Consider the following 15903-nt stretch of genomic DNA (forward strand, 5'->3'; position numbering starts at 1 on the left):
CGCTACGTCGGTCAGGCGCCGAGTTCGCGAACCGCCTCCGCGAACGCGTCACCGCGCTTGTTGTAGTTGGCGAACATGTCCATGGAGGCACAGGCGGGGGCCAGCAGTACGGTGTCGCCGGGCTGCGCGAGCCGCTGGGCCTCCTGGACGGCCTGGAGCATCGCCCCAGTGTCGGTCCGGTCGAGGTCGACGACGGGTACTTCCGGGGCGTGTCGCGTCAGCGCCTCGCGGATCAGCGCCCGATCGGCACCGATCAGGACGACGCCGCGCAGCCGCTTGGCCGACCGGGCGACGAGCTCGTCGAAGGTCGCGCCCTTGGCGAGGCCGCCCGCGATCCACACGATCGACGGGTAGGCCGCCAACGAGGCTTCCGCGGCATGGGTGTTGGTCGCCTTGGAGTCGTCCACGTAGGCCACGCCGTCCACGTCGGCCACGTGCGCGATGCGGTGGGCGTCCGGGGTGAAGGCCCGCAGCCCGTCCCGTACGGCCGTCGCGGGCACCCCGAAGGCGCGTGCGAGGGCGGCCGCGGCAAGGGCGTTGGCGATGTTGTGCGGGGCGGGCGGGTCGACGTCGGAAACCTCGGCGAGCTCCTGGGCGTTCTTCTGCCGGTTCTCCACGAAGGCGCGGTCGACCAGGATGCCGTCCACCACGCCGAGTTGGGAGGGGCCGGGGGTGCCGAGGGTGAAGCCGATGGCGCGGCAGCCCTCCTCGACGTCGGCCTCGCGCACCAGGTCCTCGGTGGCCTTGTCGGCGACGTTGTAGACGCAGGCGACCTGGTTGCCCTCGTAGATGCGGCCCTTGTCGCGCGCGTACGCCTCCATGGAGCCGTGCCAGTCGAGGTGGTCCGGGGCGAGGTTGAGGACGGCGGCCGAGTGGGCGCGCAGGGAGGGCGCCCAGTGCAGCTGGTAGCTGGACAGCTCCACGGCGAGGACGTCGTAGCGCTCCTCGCCGAGGACCGCGTCCAGCAGGGAGACGCCGATGTTGCCGACGGCGGCGGTGCGCAGCCCGGCCGCCTTCAGGATCGACGCCAGCATCTGCGTGGTGGTGGTCTTGCCGTTGGTGCCGGTGACGCACAGCCAGGGGGCGGCGTCGGGGCCGCGCAGGCGCCAGGCCAGCTCCACGTCGCCCCACACCGGCACGCCGGCCTTCCCGGCGGCGGCGAACAGCGGCTTGTCGGGCTTCCAGCCGGGCGCGGTGACGATCAGCTCGGTGCCCTCGGGCAGGGTGTCGCCGTCGCCGAGGCGCACGGTGACGCCGAGCGCCCGCAGCTCGGCGGCCTGGGCGCGGGCCCGCTCGTCGTCGCCGTCGTTGACGACGGTGACGTGCGCGCCGAGCCCGTGCAGCACCTTGGCCGCCGGGACGCCGGAGACGCCGAGCCCGGCGACGGTGACGTTCTTCCCCTGCCAGTCGGTCACTTGTCCGCTGCCCATCCCGCGTAGAAGAGACCCAGTCCGACGATCACACAGATGCCCTGGATGATCCAGAAACGGACCACCACAAGGACCTCGGACCAGCCCTTGAGTTCGAAGTGGTGCTGAAGTGGCGCCATCCGGAAGACCCGCTTACCGGTCAGGCGGAAGGAGCCGACCTGGATGACCACCGACATGGTGATGAGAACGAACAGACCGCCGAGGATCGCGAGCAGAAGCTCGGTGCGCGAGCAGATCGCCAGACCCGCGAGCACACCGCCGAGCGCCAGCGAACCGGTGTCGCCCATGAAGATCTTGGCCGGCGAGGTGTTCCACCACAGGAAGCCGAGGCAGGCGCCCATCAGCGCGGAGGCGACCACCGCGAGGTCGAGCGGGTCGCGCACCTCGTAGCACGCGCCCGGATTCGTGAGCGTTTGAGCGTTCGCACACGATTCCTGGAACTGCCACACGCCGATGAACGTGTACGCACCGAAGACGAGCACCGAGGCGCCGGTGGCCAGGCCGTCCAGACCGTCGGTCAGGTTCACGCCGTTCGACATGGCGAGAATCATGAACAGCGCCCAGACAACGAACAGAACCGGTCCGATCGTCCAGCCGAAGTCCGTGATGAACGACAGTTTGGTCGAGGCCGGCGTGTTGCCGCGGTTGTCCGCGAACTGGAGCGAAAGCACCGCGAAGGCGATACCGACGATCAGCTGACCGGCCATCTTGGCCTTGGCCCGCAGACCGAGCGAACGCCGCTTGACGATCTTGATGTAGTCGTCCAGGAAGCCGACCAGGCCCATGCCGACCATCAGACCGAGCACCAGCAGACCCGAGAAGGTCACCGAGTAGCCGGTGATGACCTTCGACAGGAAGTACGCGGCGACCGTGGCCAGGATGAACGCGATACCGCCCATGGTCGGCGTACCGCGCTTGCTGGCGTGCTCGCGCGGGCCGTCGTCACGGATGTACTGGCCGTAGCCCTTGCGGGCGAGCAGCTTGATCAGCAGCGGGGTGCCGATCAGGGTGAGGAACAGACCAATGACTCCTGCGAACAGGATCTGCTTCATCATCGGGCGGCAACCTCACCCTCGGCACCGGACTCCAGCAGCGCCTGGGCAACGCTTTCGAGCCCGACCGAACGGGACGCCTTCACGAGTACGACGTCCCCCGGGCGCAACTCGCTGCGCAACAGGTCGACCGCCGCCTGTGCGTCGGACACGTGCACCGACTCCTCACCCCACGAACCCTCGTTATATGCGCCCAGTTGCAGCCAGGCGGCTTCCCTGCCCCCGACCGCGACGAGCTTGCTGACGTTGAGCCGGACGGCGAGCCGCCCGACCGCGTCGTGCTCGGCGAGCGCCTCGTCCCCGAGCTCGGCCATCTTGCCGAGCACCGCCCACGTGCGACGCCCCTTGCCCATGGCCGCCAGCGCGCGCAGGGCGGCCTTCATGGACTCGGGGTTCGCGTTGTAGGCGTCGTTGACGATCGTCACGCCGTCCGGGCGCTCGGTGACCTCCATGCGCCAGCGGGAGAGGGTGCCCGCCCCGGAGAGCGCGGTGGCGATCTCTTCCGCGGACATGCCCAGCTCATGGGCGACGGCGGCCGCGGCGAGCGCGTTCGACACGTGGTGCTCACCGTACAGGCGCATGGTCACGTCGCTGCACCCGGAGGGTGTGTGAAGGGTGAAGGAGGGCTGCCCGCTGTCCGTGAGTCGTACGTTCTCGGCCCGTACGTCCGCTTCGTCGCTCTCGCCGAAGAGGAGCACCTTCGCCTTCGTACGGGAGGCCATGGCGCGTACGAACGGATCGTCGGCGTTGAGGACGGCCGTACCGCCCTCCTCGGCCGGCGGCAGGGCCTCCACCAACTCGCCCTTGGCCTGGGCGATCTGCTCGCGGCCGCCGAACTCGCCGATGTGGGCGCTGCCCACGTTGAGGACCAGGCCGATCCTCGGCGGGGTCAGACCGGTGAGGTAGCGGATGTGGCCGATGCCGCGGGCGCCCATCTCCAGCACGAGGAACCTGGTCTCCTCGGTGGCGGTCAGGGCGGTCAGCGGCAGCCCGATCTCGTTGTTGAGCGAGCCCGGCGTCCACACCGTGGGCGCCTTGTGCTGGAGCACCTGGGCGATCAGGTCCTTGGTGCTGGTCTTGCCGGCGGAGCCGGTGAGGGCGACGAGGGTGGCGCCCAGCCGCGTCACGACGTGACGGGCGAGGGCGCCGAGCGCCGTCTGGACGTCGTCGACGACGATCGCGGGCACCCCGACCGGCCGGGAGGCCAGGACGGCGGCCGCGCCCGCCTCGACGACGTCCCGCGCGAAGTCGTGGCCGTCGACGCGTTCGCCGACGAAGGCGACGAACAGGCTGCCGGGCACCACCTCACGGGAGTCCCGGACGACGGGCCCGGTGACCAGCGCGGCCGGATCCGGTATGTCGTGCGTCTGCCCGCCGACGACTTCTGCGATCTCGGCGAGAGAGAGGGCGATCACAAGTTCATCCCTGGGTCTTCTGGATAGCTTCGCGAAGCACCTGGCGGTCGTCGAAGGGACGGACCACGCCGGCGATGTCCTGGCCCTGCTCATGACCCTTGCCCGCGACGAGCACGGTGTCCCCGGGCCGTGCGCGCTGCACGGCGGCGGCGATCGCGGCCGCCCGGTCCTCGAAGAGGAGCACCTCGCCGCGCTCGTGCGCCGGCACGGACGCCGCGCCCTGGAGCATGGTGGCGAGGATCGCGAGGGGGTCCTCGGAGCGGGGGTTGTCGGAGGTCAGTACGGCCGTGTCGGCGAACCGGGCCGCGGCGGCGCCCATCGGGGCGCGCTTGGTGGTGTCACGGTCGCCGCCGCAGCCGAGGACGATGTGCAGCTTGCCCTTGGTGACCTTGCGCAGCGCCTTGAGCACCGACTCGACCGCGTCGGTCTTGTGCGCGTAGTCGACGACCGCGAGGTAGTCCTGGCCGGCGTCCACGCGCTCCAGGCGGCCGGGGACCCCCGGCACGGCCGCGACACCGTCGGCGGCGGTCTGCGGGTCGAGGCCGGCGACGGCCAGGGCGACGATCGCGGCGAGGGTGTTGGCCACGTTGAACGGGCCGGGCAGCGGCGCCCTGGCGGCGACGCGCTCGCCGTTCGGGCCGAGCACGGTGAACGTGGAGTCCATCGGGCCCACTTCGACGTCCTCGGCGCGCCAGTCGGCGTCCGGGTGGCCCTCGGCGGAGTAGGTGACGACCGGGACGGTCGCCTCCTTGGCGAGCCGGCGGCCGTACTCGTCGTCGACGTTGACCACGCCGAGCCTGCTGCGTTTCGGCGTGAACAGCTGAGCCTTGGCCTGGAAGTAGTCCTCCATGCCGGAGTGGAACTCCATGTGCTCCGGGCTGAGGTTGTTGAAGAGCGCGATGTCGAAGACGCAGCCGTCGACCCGGCCGAGGACCAGGGCGTGGCTGGAGACCTCCATCGCGACCGCCTCGACGCCGCGCTCGCGCATGACCGCGAACAGGGCCTGCAGGTCGGTGGCTTCGGGGGTGGTGCGCTCGGACTTGATGCGCTCGTCGCCGATGCGCATCTCCACCGTGCCGATGAGACCGGTGCTGCGGGAGGTCTTCAGGCCGCCCTCGACGAGGTAGGCGGTGGTGGTCTTGCCGGAGGTGCCGGTGATGCCGATCTGCAGCAGCTCCTCGCCGGGCCGGCCGTAGATGTCGGCGGCCAGCTCGCCCATCCGCGCGCGCGGGTCGTCCACCACCAGCACGGGCAGACCGGTGGCCGCGGCGCGCTCGGCGCCGGAGGGGTCGGTCAGCACGGCCGCGGCGCCCAGGCCCGCCGCCTGCGCGACGAAGTCGGCGCCGTGCGCGCGGGCGCCCGGCAGGGCCGCGTACAGGTCGCCGGGGCGGACGGCGCGCGAGTCATGGGTGATGCCCGTGACCTCGGCGGCGCCCTCGGGCGCGGGGGCACCCAGCCGGCCGGCGAGCTCCGCGAGGGGTGTGGCGGGCACCCGGGCCGGTCGCGGCGGTCCCGGGTAGGTCACGGGAGCGCCCTTCTGGGTGGTTCGGGACTGATCAGCGTGTGGCACGGCGGTGAGCGTACCGGGCGCACCCGCTCCGGGGCGAAGTGAGGGGCGGGGGGCGCTCTGGTTCCCGGGATCGGGGGTGATCGTTGTCACGAGCTCGTTCCTGGATGTTCCGTGCTGATCAGGTCGGGTCGGTCGGGGTCAGGGCGTGTACTCGACGGGCAGCCGGGCGGGGGCGGCTCCGGTGGGCGGGACCTGGAGGGTCTTCAGGGCGAAGGCCATCACCTTCTTGTAGATGGGACCGCAGATCTGGCCGCCGAAGTAGTCGCCCTCGGTGGCGTTCTGGATGGCGCAGTAGACGGTGATACGAGGCTTGTCGGCGGGGGCGAACCCGGCGAAGGAGGACGTGTAGCCGTGGTACTTGCCGGTGGCCGGATCCACGCGGTTGGCCGTACCGGTCTTGCCCGCGACCCGGTAGCCGGGGATGCGGGCCTTGGTGCCGGTGCCCTGCTCGTCGTCCACGACGGACTCCAGCATCCGGGCGAGCGTCTTGGCGGTCTTCTCGCTGATCACCCGGCTCTTCTCGGGTTCCGGGGCGGGGGTGAAGCGCCCGTCGGGGCCCTTGGTGCCGCGGACGAGCGTCGGTTCGATCCGGACGCCGCCGTTGGCGATGGTCGAGTAGACGGAGGCGGCCTGGACGGCGTTGATGGAGACGCCCTGGCCGAAAGGGATCGTGAACTGCTGCGAGGTGGACCACTTGTCGGGCGGCGCGAGGATGCCGGGGGTCTCGCCGGGGAAGTCCAGGCCGGTGTAGCGGCCGAAACCGAACTTGCGCAGGTAGGAGTACAGGACCCGGTTGACCTCGGGCTGGGTCTTGCCGAGCTGGCCGGTGGCGAGGATGGTGCCGATGTTGCTGGACTTGGCGAGCACGCCGTTGAGCGTGAGGTACCAGGTCTCGTGGTCGATGTCGTCCTTGAACAGCCGGTCGCCGCGGTGCAGCCGGTTGGGCACGATCACATGCGTCTCGGGGGTGGCGACGCCCTCCTCCAGCACCGCGGCCATGGAGATGACCTTGGCGGTGGAGCCGGGTTCGTACGCGTCCAGCAGGGCCGCGTTGGCCAGGGCGTTCGGGTCGGCCCGGCTGAGGTCGTTGGGGTCGAAGCCGGGGGCGTTGGCCATGGCGAGGATCTCGCCGGTGCGGGTGTCCTGGACGATGACATAGCCGCGGTCCGCCCGGGACTTGCGCACCTGCTCGCTGATGGCGTTCTGCGCGGCCCACTGGATGTCCCGGTCGATGGTCAGCTCGATGTCGGAGCCGGGCACGGCGGGCGTCTCGGTGGAGCCCGCGGTGGGCACCTGGCGGCCGCCGGACTGGGCATAGCGGATCTTGCCGTCCTTGCCGGCCAGCTGCTTGTCCAGCTGCTGCTCGATGCCGCCGCCGCCCTTGCCCTCGGCGTTGACCCAGCCCAGTATCCCGGCGGCGAGGTCCCCGTTGGGGTACACGCGCTTGCTGCTGGGGACGGCGAGGACGCCGGCCAGCACATTGGCGGTGGTGGGGTCGGTCTGGGCCTTGGTGGCGAGGGCCGACTTCAGGTCCTTGATCTGCTGCCAGACCAGCGGGGTCTGGCGGCTGGCCAGCAGGGCGTAGCGCAGCTTCTTGTTCTCCGGCCGCAGCTTCTTCACCAGGTCCGCCTGGTCCTGGCCGAGGATCGGCGCGAGCAGGGCGGCGGCCTGCTCCGGCCCGTCGTCGATCTTCAGGGTCTCGCGGTTGAACAGGGTGGGATCGGCCGTGATGTCGTACGCGTCCACGCTGGTGGCGAGGGCCACGCCGGCGCGGTCGGTGATCTCGCCGCGCTCGGCGGCCAGCACCTGGCCGACGTAGCGGTTCTGTTCGGCCATCGCCGCGTAGGTGCCGGCGTCGACCGCCTGCACCTGCAGCAGCCGGACGACGAAGACCAGCAGGACCAGCGTCAGCGCGAGCCCGACCATGCGCAGCCGGGGCCGCGGGCTGCCCAGCCGCAGCGGCCGCGGTCCCGCGGGGCGCGGTACCGCCGGCCGCCGGACGGGGCGCGCGCCGGGCCGCTGGGGCCGGTGCCCCGCCGAACGGACGCCGGGCCGTGCGGGCCCGGGCACGCGGCGGCGCGGGGGTTCCCTGTCGGACACTTCCGTCACCTGCCGGGGGTCGGGGTGGGGGTGGTCGGGGGCTGAGCGGTGGGGGGCGCCGCGGGTGCGGTGGGGGCGGGCGCGGGTGCCGACGGCATCGCCTCGGGGGCGAGGGCGAGCGGGTCGGGCACGGTCACCTGCTGCGGGGCCGCGGCCGGGGAGGGGACGCCCTTGACGCTGCCGTCGGGGGCCAGGAACGCCGGGTCACCGCCGGGGACCATGCCGAGCTCTCGGGCGCGGCGCTGGAGGGCGTCCGGGGCGGAGTAGGCGTCGATGTCGCGCTGGAGCGCCTGCTCCTGGTCGGTGAGGTCCTTGGTGGCCTTCTGCAGGTCGTCCAGCCGGAACGAGCCCTCGCTCAGCGCGGAGTTCAGCACCAGCAGGCCGATCAGACCGCCGCCGAGGAGCAGGACGACGAGGAGCACGAAGGGGGTACGGGCGGCCTGCCCGGGCCCCGCCGGAAAGATCTGCGCCAGCCGCGCGGCCCGGCCCTTCAACTCGGGTTTCCTGCTCACCGGCCCTCCCTTCGCCACGCCCGGATCCCGACGGGGAGGACGGGGACCACGGGGGCGACTCGCTGCGGACACACCTCGGGGGCGGGGGCGTACGGGGGCTGTCCGGCACGGGCGCGTCCGGCGTGGGGCGCGGGGCGCACCGCGAGGGCGGGGGTGCTGCCGTGCGGCAGGGGGGCTGCCGGGGTACGGGGGCTGCCGAACGACGGGCGGGCCGCCGGGGTGGGCGGGTTGCCGTACGACGGGCGGGCCGCCGAGGTACGGGGGCTGCCGAACGACGGGCGGGCCGCCGGGGCGGACGTGTCGCCGTACGACGGGCGGGCTGCCGAGGTACGGGGGCTGCCGTACGACGGGCGGGCCGCCGGGGCGGGCGGGTTGCCGTACGACGGGCGGGCCGCCCGGATGAGGGCTCCGCCGTGCGACGGGCGGGCCGCGAGCGTGAGGGCTCCGCCGTGCGACGGGCGGGCCGCCGGGGCGGGGAGGCGGTGCGCGGGCCGGCCTGCCCGCGCGGTGTGTACGGCGGTCAGGTCGGCGCCCCGGTCGGGACGCGCCGCGCGCGCGGGGATCCCGGCCGCCGCGCCCTGCCCGGAACGCGCCCCCGGCGCGGAGACCCGGTGCACGCGCTCCCCCGCGGTAGCCCCCCGCGGGCGCGCTGCCGTGCTCGCCCGTGCCGGAGTCCGTTCCGGCGCCCGCCCCTTCGGTTCGCTCACTCCACGTCCTCCCTGATGCGCTCGGCGCCGCGCAGTCGTGCCGGAGCCGCGCGCTTGTTCTCGGCGATCTCCTCCTCGGTGGGAAGTTCGGCACCGCGCGTGAGCAGCTTGAGCCGGGGCTGGTAGCGCTCGGGGACGACAGGCAGCCCGGGCGGCGCCGTGGAGGCGGCGCCGGCCGCGAAGACCTGCTTGACCAGCCGGTCCTCCAGCGAGTGGTACGACAGGACGGCGATCCGTCCGCCCACCGCGAGTGCCTTCACCGCGCCGGGGATCGCCCGCTCCAGCACGGACAGCTCGCCGTTGACCTCGATCCGCAGGGCCTGGAAGGTGCGCTTGGCCGGGTTGCCGCCGGTGCGCTTGGCGGCCTGCGGCAGGGCGTCGCGGATCAGCTCGACCAGCCGGGCGCTGTTGCTGAACGGCTCCTTCTCGCGCTCGCGCACGATCGCGGCCACGATCCGCTTGGCCTGCTTCTCCTCGCCGTACGCCCGCAGGATCCGTACCAGCTCACCGGGCGGGTAGGTGTTCAGCACCTCCGCCGCGCTGATCCCCGTCGTCTGGTCCATCCGCATGTCCAGCGGAGCGTCCTGCGCGTAGGCGAAGCCGCGGTCGGCCTCGTCGAGCTGCATGGAGGAGACCCCCAGGTCGAACAGCACGCCCTGCACGCGCGGGATGCCGAGCCGGTGCAGCACCTCGGGCAGCTCGTCGTAGACGGCGTGCACGAGGGTCGCGCGCTCCCCGTACGGGGCGAGGCGCTCGCCGGACAGCCGCAGCGCCTCCGTGTCGCGGTCGAGGGCGACGAGACGGGCCTCGGGGAACTGCCGCAGCAGCGCCTCGCTGTGGCCGCCGAGGCCGAGGGTGCAGTCGACGACCACCGCGCCGGGCTGTCGCAGGGCGGGGGCCAACAGGTCCAGGCAGCGCTGGAGCATCACCGGGACGTGTCGACTGTTGCTCAAGGGGGCCCTCTCAGGTCCGGCGGGAGCCGCACGCACCGCCGGGTCCCCGCCCTCGTGGGGAAGAAGTCGGAAGCGGGCATGGCCGGGCCTCCCGCTTCGCGTCACTTTAGTCCACCCTGTCTTGCGGTCAATCAACCGGCCCGCGCGTGGCGGCGGGCCCCGTGAGCCCCGTCGTACCGCCTGTGTGCATTGCCTCACAGCGACAACTCGATGGCGTCCTTTGTCCGTCCTCACACCAGGCTCGGACCAGCGGTGACCAGTACGGTCGTCACCATGACGACTTCCGCATCGGTTCCCACCGGCTCCGAGGGCTCCGCGACCCGCGTCGGCACGGTCACCGACCGTCTCGTCGAGGCGAACGCGCGGTACGCCGCCGCCTTCGCCGACCCGGGGATGGACGCCCGCCCCGTTCTCCAGGTCGCCGTCGTGGCCTGCATGGACGCCCGTCTCGACCTGCACGCCGCGCTGGGTCTGGAGCTCGGCGACTGCCACACCATCCGCAACGCCGGCGGTGTGGTCACCGACGACGTGATCCGTTCGCTCACCATCAGCCAGCGCGCCCTCGGCACCCGCAGCGTGGTCCTCATCCACCACACCGGGTGCGGTCTGGAGACCCTCACCGAGGAGTTCCGGCACGATCTGGAGATGGAGGTCGGACAGCGGCCCGCCTGGGCGGTGGAGGCGTTCCGGGACGTCGACCAGGACGTACGGCAGTCGATGCAGCGGGTGCGCACCTCGCCGTTCCTGCTGCACACCGATGACGTGCGGGGATTCGTCTTCGATGTGAAGACCGGCCTGCTGCGCGAGATCGACCCGGCAGGCTGAGCCGGGGCAGACCGGCCGCAGGACCACTCGCAGAGGCCGGCCGGAGAGACCGGCCGCAGGGGCCCATCCTGCGCCGATTCCCGGCTCTTCAGGACACAAAAGGTCCTAAGGCCCGACATATCGCGGCCAGTTGTCCACAGTCGAGTGACACGAACCGGTAACGGCAACAAGAATGCGGTTGTGGCGTCACGCGGAACTTTTCTCGCGTGCTGTCCGTGTTTCGGGGTGGGCCGGTTTCGCGTCGCAGAGCGTCGGCCCGGCAAAGTGAACGTGCCGAGGAGGGCCGGGTGACGACCTATGACGATCGAGCGAGCCTCACAGATCTGACCGCCACTGTGGAGCGGGTGCGCAGCTCGGTGGAAGCGGTGATCGAGGGCAAGCCCGAGGTCGTCCGGCTCTCGCTGACCGTGCTGCTCGCCGAGGGGCACCTGCTGATCGAGGACGTTCCGGGCGTCGGCAAGACCATGCTGGCCAAGGCCCTCGCGCGGTCCATCGACTGCTCGGTGCGGCGCATCCAGTTCACCCCCGACCTGCTGCCCTCGGACATCACGGGTGTGTCCATCTGGGACCAGCAGCGCCGGGACTTCGAGTTCAAGCCGGGTGCGATCTTCGCGCAGATCGTGATCGGCGACGAGATCAACCGCGCCTCGCCCAAGACCCAGTCCGCCCTCCTTGAGTCCATGGAGGAGCGCCAGGTCACCATCGACGGCCAGACCTACGAGCTGCCCAGCCCCTTCATGGTGGTGGCCACCCAGAACCCGGTCGAGATGGAGGGCACCTACCCGCTGCCGGAGGCCCAGCGCGACCGCTTCATGGCCCGGGTCTCCATCGGCTACCCCAGCGCCGAGGCCGAGCTGCAGATGCTCGACGTGCACGGCGGCGTCAACCCGCTGGACGACCTCCAGCCGGTGGCCCACGCGCACGAGATCGTGAAGCTGGTCGAAGCCGTGCGCGGCGTCCATGTCGCCGACACCGTCCGGCGCTACGCCGTCGACCTGGTCGGCGCCACCCGCACCCATCCCGACCTCAGGCTCGGCGCCTCCCCGCGCGCCACGCTGCATCTGCTGCGCGCGGCGAAGGCGTCCGCGGCCCTCAGCGGCCGGGAGTACGCGCTGCCGGACGACGTCCAGGCCCTCGCCGTCGCCGTCCTGGCCCACCGGCTGCTGCCCACCGCGCAGGCCCAGCTCAACCGCCGCACCTCCGAGCAGGTCGTCCAGGAGATCCTCCAGCACACGCCGGTTCCCCAGGCGCCCCAGCAGCACGGCTACGGGATGGGCGGCGCCGCTCCGGCCTACCCGCAGCAGCCGCCGCGGAGGCTGTGATGAGCGACCCGGCGACGAAGGGGCTGAGCCACGCGGAGGCGGAGGGCGGTGGCAAGGGCGCGGTCCGCACCGCGCTGGCCGGCCTCACCACCCGCGGGCGCTCCTTCCTGGCCGCGGGCGTCGCGGCGGCCGTGTGCGCGTATGTGCTCGGCCAGAGCGACCTGCTGCGGGTCGGTCTGCTGCTCGCCGTGCTGCCGCTGGTGTGCGCGACCGTCCTGTACCGCACCCGCTACCGGGTGGCGGGCAGCCGCCGCCTGTCCCCCGCGCGCGTGCCCGCCGCCTCCGAGGCGCGGGTCCACCTGCGCATCGACAATGTCTCGCGGCTGCCCACCGGTCTGCTGATGCTCCAGGACCGGGTGCCCTACGTCCTCGGGCCGCGCCCCCGCTTCGTGCTGGACCGGGTGGAGCCGGGCGGCCGCCGCGAGGTCTCCTACCGGGTCCGCTCCGACCTGCGCGGCCGCTATCCGCTGGGCCCGCTCCAGCTGCGCCTGACCGACCCGTTCGGCCTGTGCGAACTGACCCGGTCCTTCTCCGCGTACGACACCCTGACGGTGATCCCGCGCGTGGAGCCGCTGCCGCCGGTGCGGCTGGCCGGTGAGGCGACCGGGTACGGCGACGGACGGCAGCGCTCCCTGGCGCTGGCCGGCGAGGACGACGTGATCCCGCGCGGCTACCGCTACGGCGACGATCTGCGCCGCGTGCACTGGCGCTCCACCGCGCGGTACGGCGAGCTGATGGTGCGCCGCGAGGAGCAGCCGCAGCGTTCGCGCTGCACGGTGCTGCTGGACACGCGCGGGCTCGCCTACCGGGGGGCGGGCCCCGACTCGGCCTTCGAGTGGGCGGTGTCGGGCACCGCCTCGGTGCTGGTGCACATGCTGGAACGGGGCTTCTCGGTACGGCTGCTGACGGACACCGGCAGTTCGGTGCCGGGCGAGGGCGCCGACGGGTTCGCGGGCGCCAGCCAGGAGTCGGCGGACGCGGCCGGGCTGATGATGGACACCCTCGCGGTGATCGACCACTCCGACGGCACCGGTCTGTCCCGCGCCTACGACGTGCTGCGCGGCGGCAACGAGGGGCTGCTGGTGGCGTTCTTCGGCGACCTCGACCAGGAGCAGGCCGCGATCGCCGCCAAGATGAGCCGGCGCAGCGGAGGCGCGCTCGCCTTCGTGCTGGACAGCGACACCTGGACCCGTGAGCCGTCCGACGTACCGGTGGCGGGCAACCGCGCCGAGGAGCGGCTGCGGCTGCTGCGGGAGGCCGGCTGGACGGCACTGGCGGTACCCAGGGGCGTCGCGCTGGCGGACCTGTGGCGCCAGGCGGACCGCGAGCGCTCGGGCGTGGTGTCGATGGCCGGAGCGAGCGTTCCCGGCGCCGGCGACAGCATGCCCGCGGGGGCGCGGGGAACCACACGACGGGCCCACCACGACCAGCAGCCGCGCACCGCGCGAAGCACCCACGGGGAGGCGCGCCCATGAGCACCCGCGCACGCATCGCCCTGTGCGCCCTCGCCGCGACCCTCCTGGCGTCCTGCGCCCTGCTGCCCCTCGTCGACACACCCGGATGGCTGCTGCACGCCGCGCTGCTGCTCACCGTGCAGTCGGCCGTCGGTGCGGCCGCCCGCAGGGTCCCGCTGGCGCGGGCCCTCACCGTGGCGGCGCAGGCGCTGGTGTCGCTGCTGCTGCTCACCCTGTCCTTCGCCCGCGAGCAGGCCGTCGCGGGGGTGCTTCCGGGACCGGAGACGTTCCGCCGGTTCGCCGATCTGTTCGAGCAGGGCACACAGGACGTCGAGCGGTACGCGATCCCGGCGCCCATGTCGGACGGCATCCAGCTGATGATGGTCGGCGGGGTGCTGCTGATCGGTCTGCTGGTCGACGCCCTGGCGGTGACCTTCCGCAGCGCGGCCCCGGCCGGACTGCCGCTGCTCGCGCTGTACTCGGTCGCCGCGGGGCTGGCCGACGGCGCCGGCGGCTGGGTGTGGTTCCTGCTGGCGGCGGCGGGCTATCTGATGCTGCTGCTGGCCGAGGGCCGTGAGCGGCTGTCCCAGTGGGGCCGGGTCTTCGCCGGCGGCCCGCGCACCCCGGGCTCCCTGAGCGCCCCCGGCGGCGCGGTGGCGCCGGTGCGCACCGGGCGGCGGATCGGTGCGGTGGCGCTGGGCGTGGCCCTGGTGGTGCCGCTGGGCCTGCCCTCGATGCAGGGCGGCCTGCTGGACACGGCCGGGGGCGGCGTGGGGCCCGGCGGCGGGGGCGGCGGCACGATCTCCGCGATCAACCCGCTGGTCTCGCTGCGCGACAGCCTGAACGTGGACGAGGACCGCACGGTGCTGGTGCTGCGCACCAACTCCGAGGACGTGTCCGGCATGTATCTGCGGATCGTGTCCCTGGACGAGTTCGACGGCTCCACGTGGAAGCCCGCCAAGCGGCAGATCGTCGGCGTGCCGGACGAGTTCCCCACGCCGACCGGGCTCGGCCCGGACATCCGGCGCACCGAGGTGCGCACCCGGATCGCCGCCGCCGACTGGTACGCGCAGGACTGGCTGCCGATGCCGTATCCGCCGAGCGGCGTGGACATCGACGGCCGCTGGCGCTACGAGCCGATCGGCATGACGGTGGTCGGCGACCGCGGCGAGAACACCCGCGGCAAGACCTACGAGGTGCGCTCCCTGGAGGTGCGGCCGACGTCCCGGCAGCTGGCCGACGCCCCGGAGCCGCCGTCCTCGATCGAGCGCCCGTACACCGAGGTGCCGGACTCGGTGCCGTCGGTGGTGGCCCGCACGGCCCGTGAGGTCACCGAGGCCGCGGACGCGAAGAACCCTTATGAACAGGCGGTCGCGCTCCAGGAGTACTTCTCCCTGACCGGCGGGTTCCAGTACGACACCGAGGTGGAGGTCGGCGACGACCGGCAGGCGATCGCCCGGTTCCTGCGCGACAAGCGGGGTTTCTGCGTCCACTACTCGTTCGCGATGGCCACCATGGCCCGCACGCTGGGCATTCCGGCCCGGGTCGCGGTCGGTTTCGCGCCGGGCACGCCGCAGGCGGACCGCACGGTGACGGTGGGGCTGCGCGACGCGCACGCCTGGCCGGAGCTGTACTTCGAGGGCGTGGGCTGGACCCGCTTCGAGCCCACCCCGACCCGCGGCTCGGTCCCCCCGTACACCGTTCCGGAGAGCTCGGGCGGCAACGATCCCGAGCTGCCGGAGGACGCCCGTCCGACGGACGCGGCGCCCTCCGCGGAGCCCTCGGAGAGTGCGAGCTGCTCGGCGGAGGACAAGCGGCTGGAGGCATGTGCGGGCGCCCTGCCGCTGGACCCGGGCTCCTCGGCGGACGAGGGGGCGCCCTGGTACGAGACCACCGGCTGGGTGCTGCTGGGGCTGGTGCTCGTCGCGGTGCCGCTGGCGCCGATGCTGTATCGGCTCAGAAGGCGCGCGGTGCGCCTCGCCTCGGCCCGGCACACGCCGTCCGCGCCGCCGCCGTCCGACGACGGGGTCGACGTGACGGTGCTGCCGCCGGGTGCTGTGCCGTCGCCCGAGGGGGCCTCGGCCGAGGTGGCCGCCGGGCATGTGCTCGCCGTCTGGCGCGAGCTCACCGACACCGCGTGGGACTACGGCATCCCCCCGGACGACGCGCTCACCCCGCGCAAGGCGGCCGCGCGGATCGTCCGGCTCGGACAGCTGGACGAGGCGGCGGCCCAGTCCGTGCACCGCGTGGCCGGAGCGGTCGAGCAGGTGCTGTTCGCCCCGCGGCCCCAGGCCGTGTCCGGGCTCGCCGACGACGTCCGCCGGCTGCGGGTCGCGCTGCGGTCGCGGGTCAGCCGCTCGACCCGGGTCCGCGCGGTCGTCGCCCCGCGTTCCGCCATCCGGGCGGTCTGGGACCTCACCGACCGCTGGACGGCCTTCAAGCAACGGCTGTCCGCCCGCCTGACGGCCCTGCTGCGCAGACCGTCCGACCAGCACAGCACCTGACGGCACCCCGCTCCAGAACGCGGCCCCGACACGACGCTTTCCGTGCCGGGGCCGCGTTC

At 73.0% G+C, this 15903-nt stretch carries 12 protein-coding genes; 4 read left to right on the forward strand and 8 right to left on the reverse strand.

Annotation, left to right across the window (positions count from 1 at the left end; all coding sequences use genetic code 11):
* Window positions 1-11: 11 nt before the first annotated feature.
* The 8 genes from murD to rsmH form a co-directional block, all read right to left on the reverse strand.
* Entirely contained in the window at window positions 12-1430 is a 1419-nt protein-coding gene (gene murD, locus ACSU6M_RS09100) for a UDP-N-acetylmuramoyl-L-alanine--D-glutamate ligase (protein WP_437068581.1), read from the reverse strand.
* Complete coding sequence (gene mraY / locus ACSU6M_RS09105) at window positions 1412-2482, reverse strand: phospho-N-acetylmuramoyl-pentapeptide-transferase (protein ID WP_437075063.1); 1071 nt, start codon at window positions 2480-2482, stop codon at window positions 1412-1414. The genes murD and mraY overlap by 19 nt, the downstream gene beginning before the upstream one ends.
* The gene (locus tag ACSU6M_RS09110; RefSeq protein ID WP_437068582.1) at window positions 2482-3897 is read right to left on the reverse strand and encodes a UDP-N-acetylmuramoyl-tripeptide--D-alanyl-D-alanine ligase; all 1416 of its coding nucleotides are present in this window, start codon (window positions 3895-3897) and stop codon (window positions 2482-2484) included. Before ACSU6M_RS09110 ends, mraY begins: the two co-directional genes overlap by 1 nt.
* A 4-nt stretch (window positions 3898-3901) precedes the next feature.
* Window positions 3902-5422, reverse strand: a complete 1521-nt coding sequence (locus ACSU6M_RS09115) for a UDP-N-acetylmuramoyl-L-alanyl-D-glutamate--2,6-diaminopimelate ligase (RefSeq protein WP_437068584.1) — start codon at window positions 5420-5422, stop codon at window positions 3902-3904.
* 183 nt (window positions 5423-5605) lie between these two features.
* Window positions 5606-7567, reverse strand: coding sequence for a peptidoglycan D,D-transpeptidase FtsI family protein (locus ACSU6M_RS09120; RefSeq protein ID WP_437068586.1), 1962 nt, complete (start codon window positions 7565-7567; stop codon window positions 5606-5608).
* Window positions 7568-7572: 5 nt separating this feature from the next.
* A complete protein-coding gene (locus tag ACSU6M_RS09125) occupies window positions 7573-8079 on the reverse strand; it encodes a hypothetical protein (protein ID WP_437068588.1) in 507 nt (168 codons plus the stop codon).
* The gene (locus ACSU6M_RS09130) at window positions 8076-8696 is read right to left on the reverse strand and encodes a hypothetical protein (RefSeq protein ID WP_437068590.1); all 621 of its coding nucleotides are present in this window, start codon (window positions 8694-8696) and stop codon (window positions 8076-8078) included. The genes ACSU6M_RS09125 and ACSU6M_RS09130 overlap by 4 nt, the downstream gene beginning before the upstream one ends.
* 86 nt (window positions 8697-8782) lie before the next feature.
* Window positions 8783-9739 (reverse strand): 16S rRNA (cytosine(1402)-N(4))-methyltransferase RsmH, encoded by a 957-nt coding sequence (gene rsmH, locus ACSU6M_RS09135; RefSeq protein ID WP_437068591.1) that lies wholly within the window; start codon window positions 9737-9739, stop codon window positions 8783-8785.
* Between the two features lie 273 nt (window positions 9740-10012).
* Between rsmH and ACSU6M_RS09140 the strand changes: the two genes are divergently transcribed.
* The 4 genes from ACSU6M_RS09140 to ACSU6M_RS09155 all read left to right on the forward strand — a co-directional run bounded on the left by ACSU6M_RS09140 (window position 10013) and on the right by ACSU6M_RS09155 (window position 15844).
* Entirely contained in the window at window positions 10013-10564 is a 552-nt protein-coding gene (locus tag ACSU6M_RS09140) for a beta-class carbonic anhydrase (protein WP_437068593.1), read from the forward strand.
* A 287-nt stretch (window positions 10565-10851) separates the two neighbouring features.
* Window positions 10852-11886 (forward strand): AAA family ATPase, encoded by a 1035-nt coding sequence (locus tag ACSU6M_RS09145; protein ID WP_437068594.1) that lies wholly within the window; start codon window positions 10852-10854, stop codon window positions 11884-11886.
* Window positions 11886-13361 (forward strand): DUF58 domain-containing protein, encoded by a 1476-nt coding sequence (locus ACSU6M_RS09150; protein WP_437068595.1) that lies wholly within the window; start codon window positions 11886-11888, stop codon window positions 13359-13361. Before ACSU6M_RS09145 ends, ACSU6M_RS09150 begins: the two co-directional genes overlap by 1 nt.
* Window positions 13358-15844 carry a transglutaminase TgpA family protein gene (locus ACSU6M_RS09155; RefSeq protein WP_437068597.1) on the forward strand — a complete coding sequence of 829 codons (2487 nt, stop codon included), beginning with the start codon at window positions 13358-13360 and terminating at the stop codon, window positions 15842-15844. Before ACSU6M_RS09150 ends, ACSU6M_RS09155 begins: the two co-directional genes overlap by 4 nt.
* The last annotated feature ends 59 nt before the right edge of the window (window positions 15845-15903 follow it).

Source organism: Streptomyces sp. enrichment culture (genome assembly GCF_964272895.1).
GTDB lineage: Bacteria > Actinomycetota > Actinomycetes > Streptomycetales > Streptomycetaceae > Streptomyces.